Origin of the sequence: Pseudoalteromonas sp. P1-25 (assembly GCF_001401805.1) — a bacterium.
Lineage (GTDB): Bacteria > Pseudomonadota > Gammaproteobacteria > Enterobacterales > Alteromonadaceae > Pseudoalteromonas.
On the sequence record NZ_LKDW01000017.1, the window covers coordinates 48,108 to 69,980 of the forward strand.

Genomic DNA, 21,873 nt, shown 5'->3' on the forward strand with positions numbered 1-21,873 from the left:
TTATCTAGCCATGTCTGCACAGGCTTAGGAATCGGTGTGTTCGAATGAAGCTGGTAAATTTTATTATTGTCTGTAGCAATTCTAAGCCTTGCACCCATGTCGCTCTTAAACTTTTCAAGAAGTTTGGGCTTGCTTATAATCCTATCCCAGTACTGACCTAACTTCGCCTTCCACCAAGTGTTTCCAACACCACCGTCTATATCTCGGCCACCAATCATAAACCCGCCATTTCCGCCTAATTTTTTGGTTAGCCAGTCTTCAAAATCCTTACCAACAAGCCCTTTAGCCCCACCTCGTATGTTCATTGTTTTGAACATTCTAGGTAATAAAGCGGTCAAGCCTGTCATTATCCAATTTTCTGCCATTTGCTGGCCAGCATAATTAGGATCGTCACGATTTGTGCTTGAAACTACATTGCCATCTGAATCAACGAGTGTTGCAGTTTGGTTGTTAGGGTCAATAACAAAAGTTTGACCATCACCATAAGAAATGCGCTGGATTGGTTGTGCTTCTCCACTGGTACCACTAGGTAAATCAGTAATAGTAGCACTGGTTAATCCTGCATAGGCATGATCTGTCCAATTATCTTCTAACTGCTGCTCCATCCGATTATTAAACTTCTCTAAGTTATCAGAAAAGCTTTGGTGCATATTGGATTCACCACTTCCTACATAAGCAGAGAAGGCTTTTTCCGTTGGTGTGCTAGTGCACCCCATAGGGTCTAAATCACACCCACTCGTCCTCCAGTTAGATGCATTGGTTCCCTGAGCAACATACCCTGTTGGATCTACTCCAGTCATTGGGTTATTCATAATGTATGTATATGGGTTTAAACTTTGACTGTTCAACGGGCTTTGTATGAAAGGATCAACACTCATAAACCTACCGAGGTTATAATCGTACACCCGACCGTTCATATGTATGCAGACAAAGTACGATCATCGCAACGTGTTAAAGAGCATCAGAATCAATAAGGTAAAGCATACTAATCAATAAAGTGAGTGGGGTCACCCATTAGAAAGTTCCGGTCAAGCAGGCAGCTGTGTTTTCTTGATCTTTTGTTCAAAAACCAAGAGTTGTTACTTTTTAAACTCAATTTAAATATGACTATGCATCTAGTCATGACGTCGATTGGTGTGAATATGCACCAGTCACCCATATGAATTTAGGCATTGTAATTAAGCATCATTTGATGATTAATTAGACCCTCGGCTTTCGCCTCAGTCATCGTTTAGTGCCAATGTCGGTCCAGTTTTTGGCAGTGTACACGCACTGCGCAATAACAAATCTGTGGTTTATGTTTACACATAACCAAACCTTTATGGCTCAGAGATTGGGCATACCCAACATTTAAATATGAGCGGTTAACGTGCAGGCTCATATAGCTTGCCCACCACTGGGGCGGGGTGGGGGTGGACGGGCTAGCTTTTATCGGGGAGTGACTATTTTGATCAATCTATCTCACTATTTCACCTGATTTAGTGGTACTAATTTCGCACTCAAGTGATAACTTCCGAGCTTTGCCTTTCAATTCTAGCTTACCTGATAAATCATCGGTAATTAGTAGCTTAAAGCTCCAGTCTTGCAAATCGATATCTTCAGATAAGGCATCGTTCTTGTCACCAAAATAATGAAAATCCATTTTAAAAATAGTTGTTTCTACCTCTAAGCCTTCATTTGAAACACTCTTGGACACTTTAAGTGTTTGTAAATCGGGAAAGTGAATATCTTGAAAGCACTTCCCAGTAACCTCAACTAGTGCCTCATTTCTCAATATAGACACTTTATTCAAACCGAAGTCGTGGTTTACATACGCTGAATATTTTACCCTGTCAACATCAACTAAATGAATTTCTTTAAGCTCCACATAAAGGTCTGGTATGCCTGTATATGAAAGGTCAGATTTCTCTTGCGATATTGCGCACGAGGTAAAACTTGCTAGCGCCAAACAAGCGGATATCCAGTATGTACTGTGCTTCATTTTTGATTATTCCTTAGTTGTAGATGACAGATATTTGTAACCATCTGGAGTTGCTAGATACAGCCCAGTTCCACCTTTAACAAAGTCTTCGTCATTTCGTGAGAAATTGTGTACATCAGCAGTTCCTCTCCTTTGACTAGAGTTCCAGACACTCGGATACATTTTTCTCAATTCTCTGGTAATCTTGAAGCGCTTAACGTGTGCATGTATTGCTTTGCCTACTGGAGATTCATTTGATGATGAGCAAGAATTCGTAGCGACACCGCATTGTAGTGGTGTTCCGTCGGTATAAATTTCAGCAGAAAATTTGTCATTCACAGTGCAGATGTTTGCACAGTGCTCAACGCTATTTTCTTGTGATAAGCCATAAACCTCTGCACTCAGCCGCATAAGAAAGCCCTCTTCATTTTCACCTTCAGTACTTCTCAAGGTTTTAACTTTTTTTCTTGTTGTCTTTGGACTTCCCAGCTTTCACTAGACAGTTTCTAACTCAGAAAAATACGCTTCCTCAAATTTAGCAGGTGAAACACCGCCTGTATGCGAGTGACGTTTTTTCGGATTGTAAAACATTTCTATAAAATTAAATATCTCTGCTTTCGCATCATTGCGTGTTGAGTAAATCTTCCTTTTAATTATCCGCTTTTAAATCGTTGCAAAAAAGCTGTACTAAATTGGGTGGAGTTACAGTTCGTCCTACCTTAACCTACTCATTTTCCCAACATCATCAATCCGTTACTAATGATTTCATAGTTGCCCATCATCAATAAAACTTGACCCCATGACACCTTTTTCGTTGTTAGCATCATTATGAAATTAGTTTGAAAGCATTACTAGCAATCGCCAACATTTAGACAATTAGGTGCTGGGTAGTTAGATAGTTTGGATGGTTGCGATGTTTAATATGGTCGAAAAATAGTGATGATGATTGGGTGGAGGCCGCTCTAATGCTCAAGACAGCCTCTCATCATTTAAGTCTCAGAAAAGTGAGTGTACTTTTTTAATGGCGGTTTACGAGATAGCTTCCGCTGGGATTGCTTATCGACTAAAAGAATATTACCCTTCCTTTGCTGGCTATCAAACAAACTGTCAGCATTTTGTTGAGCAACACTAAACCCCTTGTCATTCAAATAATTTAGCGGGTAATAACCTTTAATTGCACCCTCAGCTATGTCTTTAGGGTGCACTAACCACTTTGCTTCTTCGCTACCTATTGAGGTTGAGGTGCCACCAAACAACCCTTTTTTAATTTTCTCTTCAGTTACGGGTAAATAGTCACCATTTAAAATTCTACTATATCCGTAGGTAACAGTCTCAGCGACAGAATCGCAATTAAACAATTGAATCTCTCTTTTAAATCCCTCATCAAAGCTCGTTAGACTCGTAAATTCCAGCACTGAAAAATCAAGCTTTAGGTATGAAAACACCTTGTTTACTGTTAGCACGGGCCTGCTACTGGCATCATAAAAATCCAAATTCTCTAACTGTTCAGTGCTTAGGGATTCTTCCTCTTGCAAAAAAAGCCTTATATCTTTAATTTCGTCATAGTTAATAGAAAAATGCGTAGCTTCATACGTACTATGCTGAAGAAATGTATCAACTAAGCTACTCAAGTTTATCGAATTATCATCGGTTACCAAGAAATATGCTTTAGTAACGTTATATTTAGTTTTACTTTTGAAAAACATAATTATTTACCAAACCACTTTTGAAGTTGGACAGCCCAATTATTCACACTTACTGAACCAGAAATACCTTCATTTCTCATCTTATTAGCATTTCTTTGAATTAACTGAGCGGGATTATCTGTTTTAGATGCTATCTCTTTAACTCTGACAGAACCATCTTTAAATGCTGCTGCAACATCTGGACGCGGACCGTATTTTAGCCTCATGCTTTTCACGCCATCCATTAACCTTTTATACCCCAAATCCATGGTGACTTTTGTAACATTAGGATTTAAAGCATAAGCATATGCATACATTTTGGATATTGTTTCGTGCCCTAGTGTACCTGTAGATTGTGCATTACCAATAATTTTTGACCCTGCGTAGGAAAGGGCTTTACCACCTAATGCTAAAAACTCTCCTCCAAACAAAGCAAAAGAGGTATCTGCGGCTGTATTAGGCGTCCATAATGAAGAGAAAAATAAACCTGCGGATGCTACAGGGTCGTCAGTAAAGCCACCTCCCGCAGCAACCAACCTATTAGCCCAAAATTGTGCAGACTCATCGCCAGTCTGCGTGAAGGGTAAATAGCTGCCCCAAGTTCTTTCTGTATCACCACCTTGATTGGTACTACTAGGTAAATCAGTAATAGTAACGCTGGTTAATCCTGCATAGGCATGATCTGTCCAATTATCTTCTAACTGCTGCTCCATCCGTTTATTAAACTTCTCTAAGTTATCAGAAAAGCTTTGGTGCATATTGGACTCACCACTTCCTACATAAGCAGAGAAGGCTTTTTCAGTTGGTGTGCTAGTGCACCCCATCGGGTCTAAATCACACCCACTCGTCCTCCAGTTAGATGCATTGGTTCCCTGAGCAACATACCCTGTTGGATCTACTCCAGCCATTGGGTTATTCATAATGTATGTATATGGGTTTAAACTTTGGCTGTTCAACGGGCTTTGTATGAAAGGATCAACACTCATAAACCTACCGAGGTTATAATCGTACACTCGCCCGTTCATATGAATTAACTGCTGCTCTATTAGCTGCTCATGGCCTGTATACCCTCTGGCTAAATCATCCCAATCAGCAAGATTTATAAGCTTATTGCCAGTACCGGCATCTATTGGCCGCCCAAAAATACCATGTGCTCTATAACGAATAATGTTAGGTGTACTGTCTCTACCTGTCAAAAGTACAGTAGGACTACCTAATCTATCTTCTAATGAATGCAATACTGATGTCGGATAGCTTGGGTTACCACTTACTGCTAAATATAATGTGGTATGACCCCCAACATAAGTCTTGTCTAATACCTTGTTACCTGGCTGGATCTCACGCTCAAACCCTTTACCAATATAATAAGTAGTAGTTGTAAGGCTACCACTTTGTTTTGTTTGCTTAAAGCGCATACCGTCAGCGCCATAACTGAATGTTGTTGTTACAGCGTTTTTAATCAACCTTGTTGGTTTATTATCTACATTATAAATAGCTTCAGATAAGCCATCTCCAGTCAACATGTTTCCGTTGTTGTCGTATGAGAAATTGACACTTCCAGAACTTTTGATTACACGCCTCACTGCATTAGGCCCTGCATTTCCCCCCTGACTTCGGTTGCTGTTATAGTAATACGTGCCAGCATAATCACTTTTTTGCGTTAGGTTCCCTACTGCATCATAGTTGTAATCGATATTAGCTTCAGCTGTACCATTACGAGAATACTGTGCAGCCTGAACACGCATCAAATTATCGTAGGTATACTCTTCTTTTAGGTTTGTAATCAGATTTTGCTGGTGCGTTAGATTTCCCATACCATCATATCCATAATCAATGGATTGATACTTGGTAGCACAGCTGTAACTTGTCCCACTACAAATACCGTTGACTGAGCCATTATCATGCCGATAAAAGTTTTGGTATATATTCCCACTCAATACTTGCTTAACGACATTCCCGAATGCATCTATCTCATCAATTTTTCTGAGTGTCTCATCTGCATGTAATAGGTGTCGGAACTCGCGTTCTAGGTAACCGTACTCATTATATTCATACCCAATCACTTCGTTACTAGGGTATTTCTCAGCTTTCAATACACCTAAAGTAGAGTGATAGGCATATTCCTGAATAAAGTTGATGCCATCAATTGTGGTCGTAACCTTATTAACTCGCAACAATGAGTCATATTCAAAATTCTTAATTTCACCCGAACCAGAGTTGGTAGAATCGAGCAAGCCTTTTCCTGCACTATCATACGACCAAGTGCGGCCGTTGACTGTCCTGACACGGCCTAAAAAATCATACTCAGGCTGAACAATCACTCCTCTTGCATCTGTTTGCGTTTCTAACTCCCCAAACTGATTGTAAGTGAATGACCAGCTTCCCATATTAGGGTCTGAAAAACTTATCTTTTGACCAAGATCATCGTATACAGCGGTGGTTACACTTCCTTTTGCGTCTTTTATAAAGTCAGGGTTTCCAGCACTATCATATGCAAATAACGTTACTCCATCTTTAACATCAATAGTCTTAAGAAGCTCACCAAATGAGTTATAGATTCTAGACATTGTCCCAACACTATCAGAACGACTCCCTATATGAGAAACTGATTCGCCTTCAGCAAGTGATGTTCCAGCTACATCAATAGTCGTAATAAGTCCCGTATAGAAATAATTAGACACATAATTTACTAGTCCATCATCAACACTTTTAAATTCAGGCCTTCCAAGAGCATCATAAGCACCAAACTCTACCGAAGTTCTTGTTGAGTAACTCGCCGTAGGCGTGATAGAACGAAGTACATTCCCTCTCTCGTCGAATTCAGTTTCAGAAATTATTAAAGATCCATCAAAACCAGTCGTTTCTGTTTTGACCGAACGACCCAAGCTATCTAGATACTCTGTAACGACAGGCGCTCCATCTTGAACTGTTTTCACAATAACTGGATAATCTCCGCTTCCCCATAAATATTGTGTATAGACAATAGGAGATAAAAGAGTTCCACTTTTAGACACAGCAGTGCTTAATACCTGACCAAGAAAGTTAACGGTGCTATCAGTGCTAACACCGCTTGCATTAATTTGACTTTCCGCTGCTCCAGTTAATTTGTCGAAGTAGGAAGTTGATGCGTCAAAACTGGTACCCCACTGCCTATTTCTAACTATTTCAACAAAATATCCGTCATTTGAGTAAACAAGCTTTTTCCATCGTTCCCCTTCTGTTATTGTTTTGGGTTGTCCATAAACATCAAAGTCTGAAAAAACTTTCTTACGCTTGATTACCCCAGCGCCATTTTTCACTCCGCTTTCAGTAACTACATAGGTTGTAGGATCATAATTCGTATACCGGAGTACTTTTCGAATCGCTCTCTCACCTGAAGGGAGCCCACTTAAAGTGTAGCTAGTTCGACTTTCAACTTCTGCGCTATCTGGGAGACTGATATAACCGTTTGAAAAGTAAGTAGTGTTATTAATTACTGTTTTTGACGTGTAATCATCCTCTTTCAATACTGTTTTATGAGTTACCTGGCATAACGTGTTCTTCTCGATATCAGTTGTTGTCGTTGACAGCCATTCACCGCTTGCCCCATAACTCGTATTAACTGTTGAAGGGGAATAAAAACAGTATGGTTCGCCTGTAATATAAGGATTTACACTTTCAGCTCTTGAATAGGTTGCAGTACTTAACAGAAAATTGTTAGTTAAATCCTCTTTTCGAGTTGTTTTAACCATACCTGACCAAGGAAAAATATGCTCGAATTCTATTGTCGTTTTGAAATCGATGTTTGAACCTGTCACCTCCATTGATGGCGTTGATTGCACAGTTTCAATAGATTCGAAACCTTGAAACCCTCGACCTGCAAGATGGAAAATGGGTACTCCATACTGATATTGAGTTGTGTTTAATGAGCCTACGCCATTATCCTCTTCGAAAGTATCAACTACACGCATTGTGTTAGTAAAGCGCACATAGGGATAGTTTTCGAACAATGAAAAGCTATTGTTAGAAATAGAAACGTTCGCGAGTTGGTCATAGCTCACTTTAGCTTTAACCCCCATGCCTGTGGTTACCTCACGGATGGTATAATTTTCAGTTGAGTCTCTCAAATAAGTTAGGTATCCACGAGGGTTTGAGCCTATGCCCCCTGATTTTGAACCATAATACCAACGTCTCTTTACTGCTGAAGACTCAAAACCCAACCCACTGACAAAGTCATCGCGTCCGTCACCATCGAGATCTACTACTGACATAGTTGCTAGTGCGCCTATTACATTTGAGCCTAGGTCATGTACTTGAAAAGATACGCCATCTTCCTGTGTAATCCATACGTCCCATGCAAATGCGTCATAGATATGAAAGCGTGGCCGCTCTGCACCATCAATTGCTCTACAATCCTGATTTGTAGAGTGGTCCCAACATTGATATCGATAACTTGTTGTTCCGGTTGGTACTAATAAGTCCTGACGTCCATCACCGTTAAAATCGAAAACTTTGATGAAGTTATTATAAACTAACCCCTCTGCTTCATTTTCATTAGCCACCCCCCCATGCAAGGAAGAGCCGTAAGCAAACTCTCTTTTCCCCGTCGAGACAGGGCTTGCGAAGCTGCCATTGCCCTTGTTGATCGCAATCGAAAAAGTGTAAGTATTGTCTTGGGAGTTCGCAAGGTGAAGCGTTAATATGTCTGGTAAACCGTCACCATTAAAGTCAATCCATTTACCAGGAGCTGTTCGCAGAAACTCATTAAAATTTACATTCAGTGTATGCGAGCGATGTGTGAATGTGAGTTGTCCAGTATTCTTATTATAATTCGTTTCGTACCACCAAGGCGACTTACCAAATGTTGCGCCTGCAAGGTCTATCGTACCATCTCCATTAACATCAATTGGATTAACAGAGAAACGAATATTAAGCGCTATTTGACCAGCAAATGTAAAGCTATTCCCTGAGTTCATATATGCTTTGTAGGTTATAATGCCTTCAGTTGGGTCTGATGTTTCCGCCTTTGTAGCTACTAATAGATCTTTTCTCCCATCCCCATCGAAGTCAATAACAAAATTATTACACATTGCTAAAGTGTTGAGATTTGAATAACTCAGATAGCAGCCTGCATCAATGCCCGTATCTTTGAGTAATGAAATATTACCGTTATCATATGAGGCAATTTTTATTCTGTCGTTACTGTCTTTGTAAATGATGTCAGTGGTGCCATCACCGTTAAAGTCCATAGCTCCATTCACAGAAGTATAACGATATTCACCTATGTCGTTTGAGAGTGACGAGTCTCCAGAAGAGGTGCCAACCCCTGAAGACCCATATCCAGGCAAGCTACTCCATGACATGAAACCGCCTCCTGATAGATAGATACCATCGGCACCGGATAGGTCGAGAACACCATCATTATCATAATCACCTTCGCGATAAATGGTTTGCCCCACCAAAAATTGGTCGGTAATACTTTCGAGCGGATGATTAGCACCTTCAGAATAAGTGAAGCTAGAATTGTACCAATCGAAATCTGTTGCTATACAATCACTATTACCTGAACCGTCACAATATTTTAACTTGTTTAATAGATATATCTGATAGATGCCATCATTCGCAGGCGATGCATGCTCAAGTCGCCAGTTCGCCTCTAAGGTTTCATCTATGTAAATATCAATACGTTTTAACAGGCGATTTGATAAAGACTTACCACCGAATGAGAATTTTTCTGAGCCGTCAATGGTTGAGTAAACAAAGTTTGCTCTACGGGTACCTCGCGTACCGCTATGTCCAGTGTAAAAAATATTTTTCAGGTATAGGTTCCCAGTTACACCAAAGTATTCGTATTCCACTTCATTTTTAAACGCGTCTTCTATCAGCGCAAGCATCCAGCTTTCCGCAACGCTATGACCTGACCTTATCTTACGAGAATTAGAGCTATTTCCATAAATTTCTGTATTACCGTTTGGATAGTGAACTTTGAAGTACGCGGAATTTGAGCCGATGTGACCTCCAAGTTGCTCTACTGTAAAACTTGGGTCACGCTCTGTCTGATACGTTGCGCCGGCTCGGCCGTATGTCCCATTTACCTTAAGCAGTCTTTTTCCGTTTATACAGAGCTTGTCGTTGATATCATAAAGTACAGATGTGGCACTTCCATCTAAATCATATATCTCAGTACAACGGTGAACAGCACCGCCAGCGGACAAGTTCCATCCATATCCTGCGAGTCCCTCTCCGCTTTGGCTTGAGTAATTAAGGGAAATAGAGGGTTGCATTCCCCGTCTACCAGGGGGTAAAGTCACAGGCACAGAATAATTAAATGCCCCACCATCAACAGAGCTATGCCCCTTAATTTCAGCAACTAAATCGCTAACTAAACTACTTCCATTTAACGATGTTACAGCTTGATCATCAACCGTAGAAATTGCGCCTGGCGTTGGCACAATTTGTACTGTAGCCACCCCTGAATTCCGTACCCCACCACAGGTTACAAACCCTGATACTTCGTTACAAGCCTCTACTTTGAAACGGTAGGTTCCATCTTCTGTCACCTGATATACCTTACTTCGGGAAGTAACTTTAATCTTTGTCTGATTAACTACACCATCTTTTTCAATGAGGAGATTGTAGTAGTCAACATTACCTGAGGCTGCCCCCCAAGACAGACTAAATGTCCCTGTAGCACTGTTAGTAGGAACGCCAGATATTGTGCCTGGCGTTCCAGGTGTTTTAGCCACTTTAGAAACACTAGAGTATTTGAAGTTACCGTAAGATGTATAACTACCTGTCGTATTTTTACCTCGAACTCTGAACCGATATACTCCGTCATCTAGTGAAAAGCTTTTACTTCGACTTGTACCACTATACTTTACTGCCCACGAGCCACTATTAGTTTGTTGTTCAAGTTGATACGAATCTGCATTTGAAGCAGCCCCCCAACTAACCGTAAATGATCCGGAAGTTGTGGTCGCAGGATTACCGGAGATTGAGCTTGGTTCACTGGGCTTTTTAGCAGAATTAGTACTATCAGTATTACTGAAAACGCCCCAACCAGCAGAATTATAGGCACGAACTCTGAAAGTGTAGATACCATCGGAAGTAGGTTTATACTGGAAGCTTCTCGAAGTGCCCACATAAGCATTAGACCAAGAACCGCTATTTTTCTGTACTTGTAGATTATATTTTGAAATCGATGTTCCTGTACTAGCTGACCAAGAAATAGCAATAGAGTAGTCGTTATCGTCGGTATCTGCACTTGGTGTAGACATTTTAGGAGGAGGCGAAAGTTTATTGACTGATAAAGTGTAAGAGTCCATTAGCTGACGACGAATAATTGGTTCACCTCGGATCCATACAGTTGTTAAACCTTCAAGTTCATAATTATATGTACCATTGGCTTTTGCTGAAAAAGACTTACTGCTACCACTGCCGCTATATACCAACGTTCTGGTGCCTGATTTTGTTTCATATAAATAAAAACCAGAATCCCCGGCCTCAGCATTCCAACTTAATGTATAACTACCAGTAATGTTTGGTGAGGCTGGCAAGTTAACAAAATATGCAGCTCTGGCTGAGAAAGAAAGAAATAATAACGCAAAAAAAACAACACGGAACATGGCACGTCACTCCATTGACAATATTAAACCAAAGTTATAAATTAATTAATTATCAAACAATTGTCAATCAAACGTAAATAAAAGCATAGAGGTTTTATGGCCCAACTCAATTTTTTTGCTAGAATATTAGTTGTTTTGACGCTTTCATCAACACAATTAGTACACGCTAAATCTGACCCTGTTTATGATGCATTTGAGAGCTATAAAAAATGTATAAAAGCAATTAAAAAAGAAGGGAAGCAAACTGTTTCAACTGAAAATTACAAAGATTTTTGTAAATCTGAGTTGAATCACCTTAAAGAGGTAGCCCCTAATAGCTTTCCTCAAATTGATAAAGTTATCCAATCATGGTTATCAAGAAAATAATCTAGATTCATTGAAGTTTAAAGTCTGGTTTATAAAGTCATATAATAACTTTTATTACATTGCGTAATGTGTAACTTCTTCCAGACTTAAACCTTAAGTCGTTTGCAGCATAAGCATGAGTGTGCGTATCTTAATTTGGGGATTTAGCGATATTCTGCTTACTCCTAGTGAAATATAAAGTAAACGACTTTGAATCGTGTTATTGAACAATACTACCAATCAAATGAAATCTGTTCTGATTCAACTTTCTCAGGTGATAACCCTATATGCACACCGAGTAAGCGAACATGCTTTCCTCCGCCACGCAGGAAAGCTTCATAGAGCAACTCACAAAGGATTGTACGATCTAACTTTTCAGTAGAGAACTCCTTTGTCGTTTGGTGAAAATCAGAAAACTTTACTTTAATCCCAATTTTACTTATTCCTCTATTATTGAGGTACTTAGATGCTCTTTGTTCAAGTTCAGGTAATAGCTTCTCAAAGAGAATTCGTTCAAGCTCTTGAGTTTCAGAAATGTCTTCAGGAAAAGTCCTCTCAACACCTACAGATTTTCTTTCTCTACTTGTAACAACTGGTCTATCATCAACACCACTGCATCTTTCCCATAGCAGTCTGCCCAACTTACCGTATCTAGAAGATAAATATTCAAGGCTAGATGCCTTAACATCTTTGCCATATTTAAAACCATTTGAAAGCAGTTTATCATTTGTAACTCTCCCTACACCTGGAATTTTTTTTAATTCCATATTGTCTATAAAAGAGTCTACATTTTTAGGTGGAATGACGAAAATGCCATTAGGTTTATTTAGGTCAGAAGCGACTTTAGCTAGATATTTAACTGGGGCAATACCAGCGGATGCTGTAAGGTTAAGCTCTGCATATATTGAACGGCAAATATCCTGAGCAATTAATGTTGCGGAGCCACCAAACAAGTGACAATTAGTAACATCTAAATATGCTTCATCTAAGCTCAGAGGCTCTATTAAATCAGTGTACCTCTCAAATATTTCACGGATTTGAGAGCTTACAAGCTTGTAAACATCCATCCTCCCCCTCAAAAGAACTAGATCTGGGCATTTACGCAGAGCCACACTTGTTGGCATCGCACTTTTAACTCCAAATTGCCGAGCAATATAATTACATGTAGATAAAACACCTCTAGAAGTACGGCTTCCACCGACAGCAACAGGCTTATTGGCTAAAGATGGATTATCTCTAATTTCTACTGATACATAGAATGCATCCATATCAACATGAATAATTTTACGATAGGTGATTGATGAACTTTCACTCATTTGATTAGCATTACCGGTACATGATTAAATGACAAAAAGCTGTATATAAAAACAGTATATATAAAAAGTAATTAATAACAACTTCAATTAGGCAGACATAAAAGCCTTAATTTAAAGCTTTATAACACTTACTACCTTACTGTTGCTGACCTAGTAATTAGGTGAGACAGAAAAGAACAGTAAAACCATGTAATTAGGGATAAAATTTAATAAATAATAGTTCTGTTTAACTATCTATGACTGGGACTTCAATATCGACTACATTATCCACACCAAAAAGCTCTTCAGCTGCCAATATAGCATTAGCTGATAGTGCTTGTGTCGTTAAAACCGCTAATCGCTGCTTCGGCCTAGATATAGACACATAAAACAAGTTCCTAGATCTATAGAATCCATCGTGATGATCTTTATTTATTTTTTTTGTCTTTAATAAATCTAAAAATCTAGGCCAATTGTAATGATTCCAGCCTCCACTGAGTATGACTAAGACATTGTCATATTCAGCGCCTTTTACACCATGCTGTGTGGCCAGCGGCGTTCCACCACCCAAGAAAAACACAAGGTTAATTAATTCTGAATACGGAATTTTTAATAGTCTTTGATATTTAACCAAGCTATTTGATAATGGGGTATTTTCTATATTAGCTAAACCTTCCTTCAACTCTTTCTCTAGTTTTAGAACCTTCTTACTCTTCGGAAGCTTTTCTGAAGATAGAAGGAAAGAGATAACACTTCCAATATCTTTTGTTTCTCTGAGCTCATTAAGTTGATTAATTTCGTTTTTCCACTTCAACTTATCCATATGGCAAGTTATTGTGGGCCATTTACCGAGGATACGGAACATCTCCCCGTACTTTTTCATTTTGAAAGCTTCACACATTGGCTCTATTGTATCTGCCAAATACTGAACGACAGGATCCTCCTTCTTTGTAAAGGAGTCCTTATATCTACCGAATACTTTTGCTAATTGACCGTAACCTTGTTGCGAAGCAATCAAGTTATGCGTCAGCATAAGAACTTTTGTCTCTTTTAGATCCCATCCATTTTTTTTTAAGTCTTCTAGCAAAGTGTCTTTCAGAGCGATAACAGACTCAATGGGTAAGTCCCCTTTATTATGGCTATCCGTTCTTCGAGCTCCTTTGAAAGAGTTCGTATGATAAAAGCACGCTTCGCCCATGAAACTTTGTTGACGCTCACTTTGTGTGAGATTAGGTCTCAGCTTATTAAGTACATCAACAATCTTTTTAGTTGAACGGAAATTAGATCCTTTATCGATAGCATGTAAATCATAATTCTTTAGTTCAAAATCCGTAGAGTGTATTGTTTGCCAATGATCACCAAAGAAGCCTATCAAAGGGCCAAACTTAGTTGAGATGAATACTTCGTTCAAAGCATCCATAAATTGGACATTTGTATCTTGGTACTCATCTATGAACAAAATAGGGTACTGCTGAAAAAACAAACGCTGTACCTTCGGTAGCTTCAATATCCTAGCCATTAATAAAGGGACGTCATCATGCTTGATAGAAATCTTATCTGAGTAAGCTTTAAAATAACCTCTCTTATATTCTATGAGCTTCCCTTCTATTCCACCTTGAGCCTCAATTTCTTCTTTGTATCCTTCAAATTCATTAATAATATCTCTCATCGAACTTTGAAAGTGCCTCATGAAAGACCAGCAAAAGGAATGAATAGTCTCAACAACTATAGCTTCATGACTATCAATTTCTTGAATAATCTCGTTCTTTGCAACTTCAGTATATGTTATACATGCTATCCTCTGGTTAGCTTTAATAAGCCGAGCCCCTCGATCAAAGATAATTGCTTGTAACGCCTTGACTAATGAATATGTTTTACCTGCTCCAGCACCTGCTTCGAGTCTAAAACTAACACCCTGTTTAATACAGTCGTTCACTTCTTGTTGTGCTTTTTCGGCTGCTAAAATAGCTTTATCACTCATAAGCAATTTTTCTCCACCTCAGAAGTAACGGTTTCTACTGTGAGCTTAGGCGCTGAAAGCCATGTTAACCCTTCAACGATGTACCTTGGAACATTCCAATTCTCTTCCAATATTGCAAAGCGAAATGCAGTATCAGACTTGGCTAATTTTTTTGCCTCCAGCCAAGCTCGATTCGCATAATTCCCGCTTTTACGCATTTTAAACATCTTCATATTTGCTAAAATTAAAGCATCTTCAAAGCTTCTACCACATGCAGCCTGATTGTCCTCTTCAGGAACCTGGTAAGCAATTCTTCTATTCTCAATAACCTTCTCTGTATCAGTCTTATTCATTAATAGCTGCAAAAATGCACACTCTTCTTCTTTAAACCAATTTTTGATCGAAACATTGGATGTCCACTCCCCTTCGGCTACAGGACATTTAACTCTAACAAGCCTTGTTTTTCTTTTAACTTGCTTTACAGAGTCTAAGTCCGTAATTATTAGAGACTTTACTTCTAAAAAGTCCAATAGGGGGTAAAAAAGATGGGCGTATGCTCCACCAACTTCGATTGTAGAAACGTATTGAGAAGACAGTTTACTATTCTCTTCAATTTCTTCTTCGACTAGTTGAATCAGTTTTGGCATCAAGATTCTTTCTGTAGTACCTTCGACCAATATAGCTTTATCTGCGAAGTACAAATCACACTTCGTTAATGTCATGTATTTGTGCAAAAATTTCTTATCGTTTGGACTAATCTTCTTTAAACCTTTCTTAAGATCCTTAATAATGGTGTATGGATTAGATATATTTGGGTACTTTAAAAAATACCGAATTGCATCAAAGTTTGCAGTATTTGCTATATGAGACGAGTGGGTCGTAATTACAAACTGTACATTCCATTCTGGGTCATCTGGGTATGCCTCAGATAACTTTTTAACAATTTTTTGTAACTGACTTATAAAGACCTCTTGCATTTGAGGATGGAGGTGAGCTTCCGGTTCTTCTACAAAAATTACATGCGTTGCAGGTCGAACCTCCAAAGATCTATATTCCTTATGATAAGACTCCAAATGGAGTAACATATAGATCAAGTGCCTTGTCCCCAGACCGTTGTAGCCCTCAGGCAAATGTACGTTACCTTCCCCCTTGTAGCATATCTTTGTATGTTCAGAGAGCAAGGACTCTACATTCAGCAATGTTTGTGGCTGAATTACAGTTCCATCCATTCCGGGGAACCCAAGTAATCCCATTGCAGGCATAAGCTTTTGTAGCATCATGTCAAAGCTTTTCTGAATATCATGCTCCACTCCCTCTACAGAAGCTCTTAACTGTGATGCTAGCACTTGATCACTATTTATTGCATTGGGAGAAGATGCAGTTTGGAACATATTGTTCAGTAGCTTACCAATTACGTTTGTTTCTCCATCTTTTGCATGCTCTAGGGTTCGTTGAGCTCGGATAACATTACACATAATCAGAGGATTAAACTCAACAGAGCCCGAAAATGCCCTAGTGTTAGAATTATCAGTTGGATCTAAAGCCAATACACTTAGGTCGTAACAAGAATTAATATTTTCCTTGAGGTGCTTAACAAAATGTACCGTGGTATCAACTTTCTCACTTGTATCTAAAGGAGTAAGAAGCTTAGAAATAGAGTCTAATTTGGGCTTATATACCATACAAACAATAGCTTCATGTGATGCTTCATCTACGTCAATTACAAAAGGAGATAACGGGCCGATATCTAATGCTTCAGTGTCATATTCTAAGGTACACGTTAATGTAATACGAGGGAGTATACTTAAAACTTCAGCTACCTCTGCTTGATTATCTAAGGCTTTTTTAGCATCAAAAAACCTACTCTGATTTTCACTTGAAAAATCTTCTAGTCGAACTGACTTACCTTGATCTCTCAAAAAACGCTCGAATATAGAGGTTAGAGATGTTTTTCCACTATTATTCCTGCCCACGATAACAGTAGTTTCTTTCTCTAGAGAAAGATTAACATCTTTCAATAAACGAAAGCCTTCAACACGAACATTTGTAATAGCCATTCAGCACCTCAACTTTAATAGTCTTCCTTTACTAAAACCGACTTCATAATGAGTACTTAAAGTCTGAAATAGCATATTGGATATATCCTGCACTAAGAATATAACATTAATTACTTGATTAAAAATAAGTTATATTTTTTAGATAACTAGTAAATAACTCAAAAATTTTAGATCACGACATTTTCATATAATTTCAAAAAATACTCCTATTAGCTTTTTGATAAAACAAGCTGCGTGGTAACCAAAACTATCATGAAAAAGATTGTTATCTATAATATTGATGAGACTAACTGATCTATGAATGACATAAGAATAAGTTCATTGAATCGCCCCGTGTTTGCCAGAGACTCAATAACTTGAGAAACTGGAACTATGAAAAAATCAAATCGCTATACATCAGAATTTCGTGAACGTGCAATTAGGCTTGTTACCACACAACAGCATGAATACCCTTCTCTTTGGGCTGCGCTAGTATCGATTTCAGATAAACTGGGATGTACCCCAGAAACACTTAGAGCATGGGTCAAGAAATCTCAAGCTCAACCGTCTAAACCCTCTTCTAATACGCAATCAACTGAAGAACGCCTTGCCGTCTTAGAGCGCGAGAATAAAGAGCTCAAGCGAACGAATGATATCCTGAGGCAAGCTGCCGCTTTTTTCGCCCAAGCGGAGCTCGACCGCAAACAGAAGTAATAGTGGATTTTATTGATGCTTGCAGAGAGCATTACGGTGTCGAGTCAATTTGCAAGGAATTGCCGATTGCACCATCAACGTATTATTCTCATAAACAGATACAAAGAGAGCCTGAGCGACTGTCTAACCGCAAAAAGCGTGATGCTGAGCTGATAATACTCATTCGCGAAGTGTGGGAGGATAATATGTCAGTTTATGGTGCAAGAAAAATATGGAAGCAGCTACAGCTTGACGACCATCAAGTCGCCCGCTGTACAGTCGAACGATTGATGCGAGTTATGGGAATTCAAGGTGTTCGTCGGGGTAAAGCACATAAGACAACGATACCTGACGAGCAACAAGATAAGCCACTTGATTTAGTTAATCGTCAATTTACTGCTGAGCAGCCAAATCAACTTTGGGTAGCTGACATCACCTATGTTGCCACATGGAGTGGGTTTGTTTATGTCGCTTTCGTGATAGATGTTTTTTCACGATACATTGTAGGTTGGCGTGTATCAACGACAATGCACACAGAGCTTATTCTTGATGCGTTAGAGCAAGCTATTTGGCATCGTGGCAACCCCGAAGGGTTAATTCACCACAGCGACAGAGGCAGCCAATATTTGTCTATACGATACACTGAGCGACTTGCTGAAGCTGGAATTCAAGCGTCTGTAGGCAGTGTGGGTGACTCTTATGACAATGCATTGGCTGAAACAATAAATGGATTATTTAAAACAGAGATTATTCGCAGAAATGGCCCGTGGAAGAATGTTGATGCTGTTGAATACGCAACGTTAGAGTGGGTCAATTGGTTTAATAATCAACGCTTATTATCTTCAATTGGGTATATTTCACCAGCTCAATATGAAACAGACTACTATGATAATTTAAACGAGTCAGGTAAAGTGGCCTGACTTAAACAAACTGGTCTCCGATGAACTCGGGGCGATTCACATAAGCTAATCATTTTTCAAACACTCAATTTTCGTCTCAAGTCTAATGGCATTCTCTGTAGCATAAGGTCTAACGTATCCTTAACTGTTTGGCGTTCTAGCTCTTCAACCTTTTCTCTTAAAACCTGAACATCGTCAACTAACTCAGGTTTACACTTACTTCGGACACCCGTTCTTCGTCGTAATCTTTGCTTGTTTTGTTCTATTTCAAATAGGTCTAGTAGTTCCGAGTTAACATCATCAAAAAAAGCTCGAATATCATCACTAAAACCTGAAGTACGAAATAAGCTTTGTGACTTTATGGCAACTATCTCAGCAACGTCCGATTTTTTTATTTGATACAACGACTTCGGTGTTTTTCTGTCAGCTACTTTTCCATAATTTTTGATACTTTTTTCTTTTATCTCTTGGAGATCTAAAATCGCTCTCCAAGCTTTAAATGTTGTATGTCCAGTATCACCTCTGACCCACGATGGCTTATCTAACAATCCATCATTATTTTTGTTTGGGCTATCTAAGCCGGAAAGAAAGTCATCAGTCATCAGCTCATCTAATTCATTCGACATCTAAACCTCCATTTTATAAACATTTTGTTCAATATTAGAAATTGCCTTTTCTATCATCTTTAAAATTTTCAATACGTTGTTTTGGTTAGCTGAATTCTCAAGTTGTTTTATTCTTTTATAACCTGAACGTAATAAGGGCATATGATGCTCTATCACAACCCCCGGAATATTTTCATCTAAAGCTTCTTTAACAAAAGGCTGTATAGTTAACCAAATCCCTCTTAAATTTTCGCTTGTAATGACCGCATTTGAACAGTTTAAGCAAAATTCAGGTTTTGCATTATGAGGTGCCATATCTCCAAATTCAGCACACTTTGCTCGACTCTCTGCTCCCTCTCTGGGAATACATGTTGAGAAATGTGATGACTGAATAGAAATAATCCGCCCAGCTATTCGCTCCCTAAGCTCTAGAATCTCGCTAGGTGAGACTGCCTTTGTTAAGCTTTTTGCTTTACTTACATACCTTGAAAAGCCACCTAAATAGTTCTTACCGATCTTTTCTGAATCAATTAATAATGTATCTACAATAGAATTAAGCACTTTAATTCGAGCTGATTTCATCAACAATTGGGGTTCTTTGTTACGAAGGTAAGCCATAAAAAAGGATTCATCTAAGTGACAAAACTGATGTCGAATAACAGCAGCGACATCTCCTTGATAACGAGTTAAAACCGCTTCAGCCCAAATATGACGAAAGGCATGTGCTGTTGGGTATCTAACATCTTGCTTTAATTCATTTGAAATATCCATCATTGCCTTTTGATCTAAAGTAATACGGTCTGCTTTTAACCACTCTTTAGTTTCTTCGGAAAGGTACTTTTCAACTACCAAACTATGTTCAAAGTTTGATATTTTTCCAGTTTTATTAAACTCAATTAACGACTCTTTAAATCTTTTCTGGGGTTTATTTCCGGCAAATGAACTACATTGTAGCTTTGTTAGATCTCTATTAACTTCTCGATATGTTTCTAATAATTTCTGCGCCTTTGAGCCTGTAATATCGTATTTACTCATTAACACTTCTAATTTTTTTGCCTGTTTTTCCGACAGGTATTGTTTGCTTAATAACTTTTCTAAGAGCGAAACCTCTTTGAATGGTTTGTATCTTTGAACAAAGTTATCCCAATTGGCCTTAACTCTATGTTCAATAATATGTTCAGATTCATTTCGAGTATTCAAACTTTGGTTTCCGCCTGTAAACCTATACAAGCAGGGTTCACTGGCAGATGGTTTAAATAAATGGTTAAGCTGAGCTGCTATCTGATAACACTGAGATGTAATTTCTCTTTCGACTTTTAATTTGTCATGAGTTTTAGGAACAACCCATTTTAACTTAAACCTAAAGGGAACATGAGAGTTATCCAATATATCGTTATTAGGTTCAACATATATTGCTGTTAAAGGGAAGCCAAATTCACTTGCTCTGTAACCTAGCCATGAAACAACTAATGTAGTCATTGCATGAGTTACACGGTCCATTTCAACAGTTAGATCAGTTATATTTTTCCCAAGAGCTCCACCCATTAACTCCGTGGCCCAAGATCTTAATGACTTTTTAAATGCATTTATATTGAGCTTACGAGCGATGACTATTTCAGCCATCTTCTGATAAACACCTTCAACCGATACATCTGATAAGCGCTTACTATCTATAAATGTCTTATCTAATGATTGAAGATATCCCTCCCATACTTGAGCAGGAGGTTTAAGAGATTGAAAAGGATAAAACTTTTGAAGCATTAAAATGCGAATTATTTCTACAGCATCAAACCGTAATTCAAGCCCTAGTGACTTTACCAATGCACTGATACAACTGTCACTTAAAGATAAGGCTCTTTCTGCATGTAAGTTATATTGCTTAAATAGCTCTTCTGCTGTTGCTATATGTACCTTCTCTTTAGTGCGCCAAAGGCTTTCTTTCTCATGAACATTAGGTATAAATGTGCCTTGAATTGTCTCAAGTATCACGCGACCCCAGTAACTTCTGGTTCCATGCCCTGCATTTTTGAATTTGAACTTAGTTGCAATTGAGCCTATGACTTCATAACTAATTAAAGTATAAAAATAGTCTTTTTCGTAAACTTGCCTCATATAGTCAATATAATATTGTCCCATTTCCAAGCCCAAAAAGTTATAACTTCCTCCTAGTTTGTATTGGTTAAAACTAATGTTTAGAAGTGATTTACAAGCATCATCTAGAGAGTCTCTAAATGCTTTAAGGGTTAGATCATGACTTAACAGTCCTGTTATTCCTGTTACCTGCAGTTTATTTCTTATATTTATAATATTCGCATTATTATAAGTCGCTTTATAGGAAGGCGCTGATAAGCGATTAAAAAAACCTTTATCACCTACTGATTGGGTCAAGAAGCTTGTATGGAAATCTTCTATATTGCTGATTGATAAGCTCTTACATCCATTGAAGTTTAAGAAAGCAAAAAGGTGTATCACCATTTGATATATTGCAAAAGCTCCTTGGGATGAATTAGTAGATAAGCCATGTAAAAAGAATAACTTTGCATACTCTTCAGATGTTAGTGAGTAAAACTGACCTTTTAAGGTTAATTTAGCTGACTCCTCAAGCTTTGTAAGGTCTTTATGAAATATTGAAAAATCTAATCGCCTTGTGCCTTTGGTATTCCTGAAAACAAGAATTGAATCAAAAATGTCTCCTTCAGATTTTAAAAAATCGGGATGAGCCATTAGCTTTTCATTTTGGGTTTCCCAAAAGCTTTTTAACTCGAATGTGCTAAAACTTGGCTGCATTCTC

General features: G+C 38.5%; 12 protein-coding genes, 1 pseudogene and 1 other annotated feature. Of the genes and pseudogenes, 2 read left to right on the forward strand and 11 right to left on the reverse strand.

Annotated elements, in window-relative coordinates; all coding sequences use genetic code 11:
- Positions 1–773: 773 nt before the first annotated feature.
- The 6 genes and pseudogenes from AN393_RS20735 to AN393_RS11850 form a co-directional block, all read right to left on the reverse strand.
- Positions 774–923 (reverse strand): annotated as a pseudogene (locus AN393_RS20735) (RHS repeat-associated core domain-containing protein); the annotation flags it as partial.
- A 533-nt stretch (positions 924–1,456) separates the two neighbouring features.
- Positions 1,457–1,948, reverse strand: coding sequence for a hypothetical protein (locus tag AN393_RS11835; RefSeq protein ID WP_152968279.1), 492 nt, complete (start codon positions 1,946–1,948; stop codon positions 1,457–1,459).
- Positions 1,949–1,987: 39 nt separating this feature from the next.
- Positions 1,988–2,410 carry a hypothetical protein gene (locus tag AN393_RS11840; RefSeq protein ID WP_152968280.1) on the reverse strand — a complete coding sequence of 141 codons (423 nt, stop codon included), beginning with the start codon at positions 2,408–2,410 and terminating at the stop codon, positions 1,988–1,990.
- Positions 2,411–2,455: 45 nt separating this feature from the next.
- Entirely contained in the window at positions 2,456–2,617 is a 162-nt protein-coding gene (locus tag AN393_RS20740; protein WP_082422728.1) for an IS3 family transposase, read from the reverse strand.
- Positions 2,618–2,949: 332 nt separating this feature from the next.
- Positions 2,950–3,666 carry a hypothetical protein gene (locus AN393_RS11845; RefSeq protein WP_055018168.1) on the reverse strand — a complete coding sequence of 239 codons (717 nt, stop codon included), beginning with the start codon at positions 3,664–3,666 and terminating at the stop codon, positions 2,950–2,952.
- Between the two features lie 2 nt (positions 3,667–3,668).
- The gene (locus tag AN393_RS11850; protein WP_055018169.1) at positions 3,669–11,249 is read right to left on the reverse strand and encodes an FG-GAP-like repeat-containing protein; all 7,581 of its coding nucleotides are present in this window, start codon (positions 11,247–11,249) and stop codon (positions 3,669–3,671) included.
- A 96-nt stretch (positions 11,250–11,345) separates the two neighbouring features.
- On the opposite strand from AN393_RS11850, the gene AN393_RS11855 reads away from it, so the two are divergent.
- Positions 11,346–11,615: a hypothetical protein gene (locus AN393_RS11855; protein WP_055018170.1), complete on the forward strand. Its 270-nt coding sequence runs from the start codon at positions 11,346–11,348 to the stop codon at positions 11,613–11,615.
- A 212-nt stretch (positions 11,616–11,827) separates the two neighbouring features.
- Here AN393_RS11855 and dinB read toward each other — a convergent pair whose 3' ends face one another.
- The 3 genes from dinB to AN393_RS11870 all read right to left on the reverse strand — a co-directional run bounded on the left by dinB (position 11,828) and on the right by AN393_RS11870 (position 16,906).
- Entirely contained in the window at positions 11,828–12,910 is a 1,083-nt protein-coding gene (gene dinB / locus AN393_RS11860) for a DNA polymerase IV (RefSeq protein WP_055018171.1), read from the reverse strand.
- A 226-nt stretch (positions 12,911–13,136) separates the two neighbouring features.
- Positions 13,137–14,870 carry a UvrD-helicase domain-containing protein gene (locus AN393_RS11865; protein ID WP_055018172.1) on the reverse strand — a complete coding sequence of 578 codons (1,734 nt, stop codon included), beginning with the start codon at positions 14,868–14,870 and terminating at the stop codon, positions 13,137–13,139.
- On the reverse strand, positions 14,867–16,906 hold the full coding sequence (locus AN393_RS11870) for an ATP-dependent endonuclease (RefSeq protein ID WP_055018173.1): 2,040 nt from the start codon (positions 16,904–16,906) through the stop codon (positions 14,867–14,869). Before AN393_RS11870 ends, AN393_RS11865 begins: the two co-directional genes overlap by 4 nt.
- 372 nt (positions 16,907–17,278) lie before the next feature.
- On the opposite strand from AN393_RS11870, the gene AN393_RS11880 reads away from it, so the two are divergent.
- Positions 17,279–18,498, forward strand: a protein-coding gene (locus AN393_RS11880) for an IS3 family transposase (protein ID WP_223230517.1) whose coding sequence is annotated in 2 segments (ribosomal slippage) — positions 17,279–17,567 and positions 17,567–18,498 — 1,221 coding nt in all. Because the reading frame shifts where the segments join, the coding sequence is not laid out codon by codon here.
- Positions 17,557–17,673, forward strand: a sequence feature (AL1L pseudoknot). It overlaps the preceding gene by 117 nt.
- A 56-nt stretch (positions 18,499–18,554) precedes the next feature.
- Here the strand turns inward: AN393_RS11880 and AN393_RS11885 are convergent.
- On the reverse strand, positions 18,555–19,103 hold the full coding sequence (locus AN393_RS11885) for a hypothetical protein (RefSeq protein ID WP_055018174.1): 549 nt from the start codon (positions 19,101–19,103) through the stop codon (positions 18,555–18,557).
- On the reverse strand, positions 19,104–21,869 hold the full coding sequence (locus AN393_RS11890; RefSeq protein ID WP_082422731.1) for a hypothetical protein: 2,766 nt from the start codon (positions 21,867–21,869) through the stop codon (positions 19,104–19,106).
- Positions 21,870–21,873: the final 4 nt, after the last annotated feature.